This window comes from Mesorhizobium sp. M0598, from assembly GCF_040320865.1.
Lineage (GTDB): Bacteria > Pseudomonadota > Alphaproteobacteria > Rhizobiales > Rhizobiaceae > Mesorhizobium.
On the sequence record NZ_JAMYQL010000005.1, the window covers coordinates 314,298 to 323,068 of the forward strand.

Below are 8,771 nucleotides of genomic sequence, written 5' to 3' on the forward strand. Positions count from 1 at the left end.
ACAGGGTTGGAAATACGGGCAAACGCCGTAACAAATGCCTATTTCAGACGAAGTTGGGAAGGCAACCCAAATAGCGAGATAAGCTAAGAGGAAAAAATGGACAGCCACACCTACCCCGTGACCCGCACCGATGCCGAATGGCGCGCCCGGCTGACGCCCGAGCAATATGCGGTGATGCGCAACCACGGCACCGAGCGGCCGGGAAGCTGCGCCCTGCTGCACGAGAAACGCGCCGGCACCTTTTCCTGTGTCGGCTGCGAGCAGCCCTTGTTTGAATCCAAGCTGAAATTCGAGAGCGGCACCGGTTGGCCAAGCTTCAACGATCCGGTGCCGGGCTCGGTCGAGACCACCGTCGACCGCAGCTACGGCATGGTCCGTACCGAATGCCATTGCGCTCGCTGCGGCAGCCATCTCGGCCACGTCTTCGAGGACGGTCCGCCGCCGACCGGTCTGCGCTATTGCATCAACGGCGTGGCGCTCAAATTCGAGCCGGCCGCCTGATCGTCAGGCCACAACCACCAGGATCAGCCACAACGTGGCGCCAAGCGTCATCAGCGAGGCCTTGGCGCCACTTGATTTTCCGGCAGTTCGCCAAACGGCAAAAGTCAGGAAGATGTTGTAGGGCACCGGCGCGAAATGCACCGCCAGGACTAACGCAAGCGGCAACTTCAGCCCGAGCAGAATGAGCGCCGCCACCGACGACGCGACGTTGATCGCTGTGCCGACAACAACCAGATCGCGCCAGAACAGCCGATCGAGCGGCACCACGCCCAGCCAGCGTGAGCGGAAGAAGGCGGCAACGCGCGACATGATCGTCATCGATCGACCGGCTCCCTCGCTCTGCTCACCAGAGCGATTCTAAGGATTGCGTCTGGAAACCCTGCTTTATTCCTGACCCAGAACTTCGGCAATCGCGCGCTCGAAACGCGAGGCTTCCGTCACCAGCCAGTCGGTCATCGCCGGCCAATTGTCTTCGGCAAAACAATTCACCCGCCACATCGAATTGATGCCGAGGCCGTCGCAACTTTGTTCTGGCCTGAGCTTCAGCATGTCTTCGATGGCCGGCTGGAACGGCTTCAACCGCGACCAGGCTTGCGTGGCACCGAACTTCTCGTTGCGGCCGAAGAAGACGCCGACATGATTCTGCGCAGGCGCGACGTACATGGAAAGGACCAATGCGAAATCGGGCAGCCCACGCTGCCAGAACCACGGTCCGCGCCTCGCCAGCAGAGCCCTTTCATCCGGATGCCGTTCCGCGAACAGCGTCCAGAAGCTGCGTTGGCGGAATTCAGAGGCGCGGCGGGCGCCAAAATCGAATTCGCTCATGGCTGGAATCCATGGTCAGAACCGCTTCTCCCGCGCTCGTCTCCGGCGCCGAGGCCGGCCTTTACACCATGCCGAGCGCGGCCTTGTACAGATCGAGAATGGATTCCTCTTCCTGCCGCTCGGCCTGGTCCTTCTTGCGCAGCCGGATGATCGACCGCATCGCCTTGGTGTCGAAGCCGGTGCCCTTGGCCTCTGCGAACACTTCCTTGATGTCGTCGGCAATCGTCTTTTTCTCTTCCTCGAGCCGCTCGATGCGTTCGATGAAGGCGCGCAGCTGGCCGGCGGCAACAGTCTGGCTGGTCTCGGTGATGTCGTCGGCCATAGTCTTCTCTCCGCGTCGTTTCTCGCCGCGACTCGGGGTGACCCGAGCGGCGAATTGCAGCGGTTCGATGCCCGACCGGGCGCGGCGGGTCAAGGTGCTATCGATGCGGCATGAAGGGCTGCTGCCAGGCGCCGACAAGTCTCTCTGACGCCGGCCTATTTCACCCGAACGCGATCAGCAGATCCTTGGCATCGATCTGGTCGCCGGCCTTGACCAGCACCTCGGCTATGGTGCCGTCGCGTTCGGCATGCAACGCCGTTTCCATCTTCATCGCTTCGATCGACAGCAGCACGTCGCCGGCCTTCACCGCCTGGCCGGCAGCGACCGCAAGCGCCGAGACGACGCCAGGCATCGGCGCGCCGACATGCGCCTCATTGCCCGGCTCCGCCTTGCGCCGTGCCTTGGCGGCGGACGCGCCATGCGCCCGGTCCGGCACCTTCACCCGGCGCGGCTGCCCGTTGAGCTCGAAGAACACGGTGACCATGCCCTTTTCGTCGACATCGCCGATGGCAAGGCAGCGCACCACCAGCGTCTTGCCTTTTTCGATGTCGACGAAAATCTCGTCTTCCGGCTTCATGCCGTAGAAATAGGTCGGCGTCGGCAGCACGCTGACCGGCCCGTAGGTCTCCTGCGCGGCGGCAAAATCGGAAAACACCTTCGGATACATCAGCCACGACGCGAACTCGAACTCGCTGAGCTTGCGCTCGAGCTTTTCCTCGACCTCCGCGCGACTGGCCTTGAGGTCCGCCGGTTTGAGCAGCGAACCCGGCCGCACCGTGATCGGCTTTTCGCCCTTCAGCACCTTCTTCTGCAATGGCTTTGGCCAGCCGCCCGGCGACTGGCCGAGATCGCCGCGCAACATCGACACCACCGAATCCGGGAAGGCGATGTCCCTCGCCGGATTCTCGACGTCGGCGACGGTCAGGTCCTGGCTCACCATCATCAGCGCCATGTCGCCGACGACCTTGGACGACGGCGTCACCTTGACGATGTCGCCGAACATCAGATTGACGTCGTGATAGGTCTGCGCCACTTCGTGCCAGCGTGTCTCCAGCCCGAGCGAGCGCGCCTGTTCCTTGAGGTTGGTGAACTGACCGCCCGGCATTTCGTGCAGATAGACCTCCGATGCCGGTCCCTTCAGGTCGCTTTCGAAGGCTGAATACTGGTTGCGCACCGCCTCCCAGTAGAACGAGATGTTCCTGATCCACTGCGGGTCGAGGCCCGGATCGCGCTCGGTGCCCTTCAGCGCCTCCACGATCGAACCGAGGCACGGCTGCGAGGTGTTGCCGGATAGCGAATCCATCGCCGCGTCGATGGCGTCGACGCCGCTCTCCACCGCCGCCAGCACGGTTGCCGCCGACAGGCCGGATGTGTCGTGGGTGTGGAAGTGGATCGGCAGGTCCGTCGCCTCGCGCAGTGCCTTGAACAGCACGCGGGCAGCGCTCGGCTTTAGAAGCCCAGCCATGTCCTTGACGGCAATGATATGGGCGCCTGCCGCCTGCAATTCCCTGGCCAGGCCGACATAGTATTTCAGATCGTATTTGGCCCGCGCCGGATCGAGTATGTCGCCGGTATAACAGATCGCCGCTTCGATCAGTCTGCCCTCGGCGCCGACCGCATCCATGGCCACGCGCATGTTCTCGACCCAGTTCAGGCAGTCGAAGACCCGGAACAGGTCGATGCCGCCGGCAGCGGCCTGGCGGACGAAATGCTGGACGACATTGTCGGGATAGTTGGTATAGCCAACGCCGTTGGCACCGCGCAGGAGCATCTGCAGCACAAGGTTGGGTGCTGCCTCGCGCACCAGCGACAGCCGCTCCCATGGGTCTTCGGTGAGAAAGCGCATGGCGACGTCGAATGTGGCGCCGCCCCAGCATTCGAGCGACAAAAGCTGCGGCAGAGCACGCGCATAGGTGCCGGCAATTCCGGCAATGTCATAGGTGCGCACACGCGTCGCGAGCAAGGATTGATGCCCGTCGCGCATTGTCGTGTCGGTGACCAGCACCTCTTTTTGTTCGCGCATCCACGCGGCGAATTTCTCCGGCCCGAGCACGTCGAGCTTCTGCTTGCTGCCTTGAGGCACATTGCCGTTGAGATATGGCACCACCGGTGGCGCCGCATCGGCCTTTGGCTGCGGCCGGCCGCGCGTCTCGGGATGACCATTGACCGAAACGTCGGCAAGGTAGTTGAGCAGCTTGGTCGCGCGGTCCTGCCGCTTCACACTGGCGAACAGTTCCGGCGTCGTGTCGATGAACTTGGTGGTGTAGGAATTGTCGGCGAAGCTCGGGTGATTGATGATCGCCTCGAGGAACGTGAGGTTGGTCGCCACGCCGCGGATGCGGAATTCGCGCAGCGCCCGGTTCATGCGGGCAATGGTCTCGGCCGGCGTCGGCGCCCACGCCGTCACCTTTTCCAGCAGCGGATCGTAGAAGCGGGTGATGACCGCGCCCGAATAGGCGGTGCCGCCATCAAGGCGGATGCCGAAGCCGGTGGCGCCGCGATAGGCGGTGATGCGGCCATAGTCGGGGATGAAATTATGCTCGGGATCTTCCGTGGTGATGCGGCACTGCAGCGCGTGACCGTTGAGCCTGATGTCCTTCTGCGCCGGCACGCCCGATTCCGCCGTGCCGATGGCAAAGCCGTCGAGGATATGGATCTGCGCCTTGACGATGTCGATGCCGGTCACCTGTTCGGTGACGGTGTGCTCGACCTGGATGCGCGGATTGACCTCGATGAAATAGAATTTTTCGGTATCGGCATCCTGCAGGAACTCGACCGTGCCGGCGCCGATATAGCTGGTCTCGCGCGCGATCCTCAGCGCGTAGCCGCAAAGCTCCTCGCGCTGTGACATTTCGAGATAGGGCGCCGGCGCCCGCTCGACCACTTTCTGGTTGCGGCGCTGGATCGAACAATCGCGCTCGAACAGGTGCACGGCGTTGCCATGTGTGTCGCCCAGCACCTGCACCTCGACATGGCGCGCGCGCTCGATCAGCTTTTCGAGATAGACCTCGTCCTTGCCGAAAGCCGCCTTCGCCTCACGCTTGCCTTCCATCACCTCGCGCGCGAGATCGGCCTCGGAGCGGATGGCGCGCATGCCCCGGCCGCCGCCGCCCCAGGACGCCTTGAGCATCACCGGGTAGCCGATCGTCTTGGCGAGTTCCTTTACCGCCGCCATGTCGTCCGGCAAGGGATCGGTAGCGGGAATTACCGGCACACCGACTTCGATTGCGAGATTGCGGGCGGCGACCTTGTTGCCCAGCCTGCGCATCGTATCCGGCTTTGGCCCGATGAAGATGATGCCGGCCGTGGCGCAGGCCTCGGCGAATTCCGGGCTTTCCGACAGCAGGCCGTAGCCCGGATGGATGGCGTCGGCGCCAGAAAGCCTGGCGACGCGGATAACCTCCTCGATCGACAGATAGCTCTCGATCGGCCCCATGTCCCTGGCCAGATGCGGCCCGCGCCCGACCTGGTAGCTTTCGTCGGCCTTGAAGCGGTGCAGGGAGTATTTGTCCTCCTCCGCCCAGATCGCCACGGTTTTAAGGCCGAGTTCGTTGGCCGCGCGGAAGACGCGGATGGCTATTTCGGAGCGGTTGGCGACAAGGATCTTCGAGATTGCCAAGGACAGGGCTCCGGACGCGGGGAAGGGAACTGCCGGACATGATTAGCGCGAAAATGCTGCAGTGCAAACAAAAATGGAGATGTCGGCTAAACCGATTTAAAATCTTGCGCCCATGCGATGAAGCAAACGACAAATGAAAAAATGCCCGGCGCGACGCGCCGGGCATTTTTTGGGCTGCAGGCGTTTGCCGGCTTATTGTTCGAAGTAGGTGTACTTGCCGTCGTCACCCTTCTTCCAAGTGTAGATGACGTAGTCGGGACGGGTGATGTCGCCCTTTGCGTCATAGCCGATGTCGCCGATGGCGGTCTTCCACGGGCCACTCTTCTTGATCTCTTCCGCAACCTTCTGCGCGTCGTCGGAAGAGCCGACCTTGTTGGCGGCGGCGGCGACGATCTGCAGCGCGGCATAGGAGTAGAGCGTATAGGCTTCAGGCTCGAAACCGGCGGCGCGGAACTTCTCCACGAGTTCCTTGGCGTTCGGGTTCTTGCGCGGATCGGGAGCGAACGTCATCAGCGTGCCGTCGACGGCATCGCCGGCGATGGAGGCCAATTCGTTCGACACGATGCCGTCGCCGGACATGAACTGGGCCTTGAGACCCTGATCGGCGAGCTGGCGCATAATCAGACCGGCCTCGGTGTGCAGGCCGCCATAGTAGACGACGTTGACGCCGGCATCCTTCATCTTGGCGATCAACGCCGAGAAGTCCTTGTCGCCGACATTGATGCCCTCATACATGGCTTCGGTCACGCCATCAGCATTGAGTGCCTTCTTGGTTTCGTCGGCGAGACCCTGGCCGTAAGGCGTCTTGTCGTGGACGACGGCGATCTTGCCGTCCTTAAAGTGCGCGGCGAGATAATCGCCGGCAACCTTGCCCTGCTGATCGTCGCGTCCGCAGGTACGGAACGTGTTCCACAGGCCCCGCTCGGTCAGCTTCGGGTTGGTCGCGGAAGGCGTGATGACGAGAATGCCGTTCTCGGCATAGACCTCTGACGCCGGAATGGTGACGCCCGAATTGAAGTGGCCGACGACATATTTGACGCCATCGGCGACAAACTTGTTGGCGACCGAGATGCCCTGCTTCGGATCCGACACGTCGTCGCCGACCTCGATCTTGATCTGCTCGCCGTTAATGCCGCCAGCCGCGTTGATATCGGCGGCAGCCTGTTCGGCGCCCTTCTGCAACTGCGCGCCGAATGCTGCGTTCGGGCCAGTGATCGGACCGGCAACGCCGATCAGGATGTCAGCCCACGCGCTGCCGCTGAACGCGACAAGCGCGATCACGGCGACGGCGGACAAGAGTGACTTTTTCATGTAAAACGCTCCCATTTACCGAGTGGGCGTGGATGTTTCTTTCATGCGATGCCCACTCTTACTCGCAGAAAAGGTACTTTGCCGATTTTCAGGCACTTGTCACGCCGATTCATCCCCGAGACGACGTTAATGATGAACGTCACCTTTTGGTTTCCAGCTCAAAAGCGATGCTCTTTCATAGAGCCAATTATACTGCGTTACCATCTGATTGGTGCGCGTGTATTGATAACCGACGAAACCCAATATCATCAGCACTATGGTGTCGACGACATAATAATGCAGCGAGAACATCGTGCCGCCGAACAGCGCGTGGTGAATGAACCTGACGGCGATGCCCAGGCCAAGGATATAGGCGAACAAATGCCCAAAGCCGCGCCATGTCTGGGCACTGGCCTTGCCCGTCATCCACACTGCCCACCCGCCAAGCAGGCAGGTGACGAAGAAGAATTGCCAGATCGAGGGTTCCTCATAGAGAATGCCCTGCATGATTGATGTCTCCTGAACTCAGTGGTGACCGCCTTCGAGATAGGCGGCGCGCACTTCCGGATTGGCAAGCAGTTGCTTGCCGGTGCCGCTCATCGTCACATTGCCGTTGACCATGACATAGCCGCGCGTGGCGAGCTTTAGCGCCCCGAAGGCGTTCTGCTCGACCAGGAACACGGTCAGCCCCTGCGTGCGGTTCAGCTCGCGAATGGCGTCGAAGATCTGCTTGACGATCAGCGGCGCCAGGCCAAGCGACGGCTCATCCAGCAAGAGCAGCTTCGGCCGGGCCATCAGCGCGCGGCCGATCGACAGCATCTGCTGCTCGCCGCCGGACAGCGTGCCGCCACGCTGGGCAATGCGTTCCTTGAGGCGTGGGAACAGCGTGAACACCTTCTCGACGTCCTCGTCATAATGCTCGAGGTTGTCGAGGCTGGCGCCCATTTGCAGGTTTTCCATCACCGTCATGCGCGGGAAGATGCGCCGACCCTCCGGCGACTGGGCGATGCGCATGCGCGCGATCTCATGCGTCGGCAGTTGGGTGATGTCGGTACCGGCGAATGTGATGGTACCCGCGCGGGCGCGGGGAGCACCGAAGATGGTCATCATCAGCGTCGACTTCCCGGCGCCGTTGGCGCCGATCAGCGCCACGATCTCGCCTTGGTTGACGGTGACGTCGACGCCGTTCAGCGCCCTGATATTGCCGTAGTAGGTCTGGACGCCCTTGATATCGAGCAGCGTTGTGCCGGCCATCATTTACGCCCTCCACGCCGATTGGAGGTGCCGGGAGTTTTCGACTTCGCCGGAGCCTTGCCCGGCTTTGCCGTGGAAGATTTCGCGGCCGATTTGGCTTTGGCCGGCGATCCGGACTTTGCAGCAGCGCTCGACCTTGCATCGATCTGGCCGGCCTTCGAAGCGCCCTTTGACACGGTGACGCGCTCGCCCTCGCTGTGGCCGACCGTGTCGGTAACCGGTCCGGCGAGATACGAAGACGATGTGCCTGGGCCGTGGGCGGCATCCGGACCCGTATCCAATTGCTCGATGACGTCTTCGTCGCCGACTTCGCTCAGCACTGTCTCGACCTCCTCGTCGTCAACACCGAGATACGCGGCGATGACGCGCGGATCGGTCCGCACCGATTGCGGACTGCCGTCGGAGATCTTGCGCCCATATTCGAGCACCACAACGTGGTCGGAAATCTGCATCACCACGGACATGTCGTGCTCGATCAAAAGGATCGACGTGTTTTTCTTGATGTCCATCAGCAGCGCATTGAGCGCCGCCGATTCCTTCGGATTGAGGCCGGCGGCCGGCTCGTCGAGACACAGAAGCTCGGGGCCGGTACACATGGCGCGCGCAATTTCGAGGCGCCGCTGTGCGCCATAGGGCAGATCGCCGGCCGGATCGTCGGCGCGTTCGACAAGATCGGCCTTCTCCAGCCAGTGCCTGGCCAGTTCGACCGACTCCGCCGAGGCCTGCCTATAGCCGCTGAAGCCGAACAGGCCGAGAATGGTATAGCCGGACGCCTTCATCAGCTTGTTGTGCTGGGCGACGAGAAGGTTCTCCAGCAGCGTCATGCCCGAGAACAAGCGGATGTTCTGGAACGTGCGCGCCCCCAATGCGCGCGCCCGGGTCGGAATGTTGGGCAAGCCGTAGAGCACGAAGCAGGAGGCCGCGCGGCCGTTGGGCGGTTAAAATGCGTCGGTCAGGTTT

General features: G+C 62.2%; 8 protein-coding genes and 1 pseudogene. 1 reads left to right on the plus strand and 8 read right to left on the minus strand.

Annotated features, from left to right (window positions below):
- The first annotated feature begins 96 nt into the window (after positions 1–96).
- Positions 97–501, plus strand: a complete 405-nt coding sequence (gene msrB / locus NKI59_RS10305; RefSeq protein WP_352703930.1) for a peptide-methionine (R)-S-oxide reductase MsrB — start codon at positions 97–99, stop codon at positions 499–501.
- Positions 502–504: 3 nt separating this feature from the next.
- Here the strand turns inward: msrB and NKI59_RS10310 are convergent, their stop codons facing one another.
- The 8 genes and pseudogenes from NKI59_RS10310 to NKI59_RS10345 all read right to left on the minus strand — a co-directional run.
- Entirely contained in the window at positions 505–819 is a 315-nt protein-coding gene (locus NKI59_RS10310; protein ID WP_352703933.1) for a hypothetical protein, read from the minus strand.
- A 66-nt stretch (positions 820–885) separates the two neighbouring features.
- Positions 886–1,326, minus strand: a complete 441-nt coding sequence (locus tag NKI59_RS10315) for a hypothetical protein (protein ID WP_352703935.1) — start codon at positions 1,324–1,326, stop codon at positions 886–888.
- Positions 1,327–1,387: 61 nt separating this feature from the next.
- Positions 1,388–1,648, minus strand: a complete 261-nt coding sequence (locus NKI59_RS10320) for a DUF2312 domain-containing protein (RefSeq protein ID WP_023719653.1) — start codon at positions 1,646–1,648, stop codon at positions 1,388–1,390.
- A 160-nt stretch (positions 1,649–1,808) separates the two neighbouring features.
- On the minus strand, positions 1,809–5,267 hold the full coding sequence (gene pyc, locus NKI59_RS10325) for a pyruvate carboxylase (protein ID WP_352703937.1): 3,459 nt from the start codon (positions 5,265–5,267) through the stop codon (positions 1,809–1,811).
- A 192-nt stretch (positions 5,268–5,459) separates the two neighbouring features.
- Positions 5,460–6,578 (minus strand): branched-chain amino acid ABC transporter substrate-binding protein, encoded by a 1,119-nt coding sequence (locus NKI59_RS10330; RefSeq protein WP_352450862.1) that lies wholly within the window; start codon positions 6,576–6,578, stop codon positions 5,460–5,462.
- 126 nt (positions 6,579–6,704) lie between these two features.
- Complete coding sequence (locus tag NKI59_RS10335; RefSeq protein ID WP_352450863.1) at positions 6,705–7,064, minus strand: DUF6867 family protein; 360 nt, start codon at positions 7,062–7,064, stop codon at positions 6,705–6,707.
- Positions 7,065–7,082: 18 nt separating this feature from the next.
- The gene (locus tag NKI59_RS10340; RefSeq protein ID WP_352450909.1) at positions 7,083–7,811 is read right to left on the minus strand and encodes an ABC transporter ATP-binding protein; all 729 of its coding nucleotides are present in this window, start codon (positions 7,809–7,811) and stop codon (positions 7,083–7,085) included.
- Positions 7,812–7,816: 5 nt separating this feature from the next.
- Positions 7,817–8,716: pseudogene (locus NKI59_RS10345) on the minus strand (ABC transporter ATP-binding protein); the annotation flags it as partial.
- Between the last annotated feature and the right edge of the window lie 55 nt (positions 8,717–8,771).

What these genes read in the sequence shown, in the direction of transcription:
- msrB (WP_352703930.1), top strand. Translation starts at nt 97, where the DNA reads ATGGACAGCCACACCTACCCCGTGACCCGCACCGATGCCGAATGGCGC.
- NKI59_RS10310 (WP_352703933.1), bottom strand. Translation starts at nt 819, where the DNA reads ATGACGATCATGTCGCGCGTTGCCGCCTTCTTCCGCTCACGCTGGCTG.
- NKI59_RS10315 (WP_352703935.1), bottom strand. Translation starts at nt 1,326, where the DNA reads ATGAGCGAATTCGATTTTGGCGCCCGCCGCGCCTCTGAATTCCGCCAA.
- NKI59_RS10320 (WP_023719653.1), bottom strand. Translation starts at nt 1,648, where the DNA reads ATGGCCGACGACATCACCGAGACCAGCCAGACTGTTGCCGCCGGCCAG.
- NKI59_RS10330 (WP_352450862.1), bottom strand. Translation starts at nt 6,578, where the DNA reads ATGAAAAAGTCACTCTTGTCCGCCGTCGCCGTGATCGCGCTTGTCGCG.
- NKI59_RS10335 (WP_352450863.1), bottom strand. Translation starts at nt 7,064, where the DNA reads ATGCAGGGCATTCTCTATGAGGAACCCTCGATCTGGCAATTCTTCTTC.
- NKI59_RS10340 (WP_352450909.1), bottom strand. Translation starts at nt 7,811, where the DNA reads ATGGCCGGCACAACGCTGCTCGATATCAAGGGCGTCCAGACCTACTAC.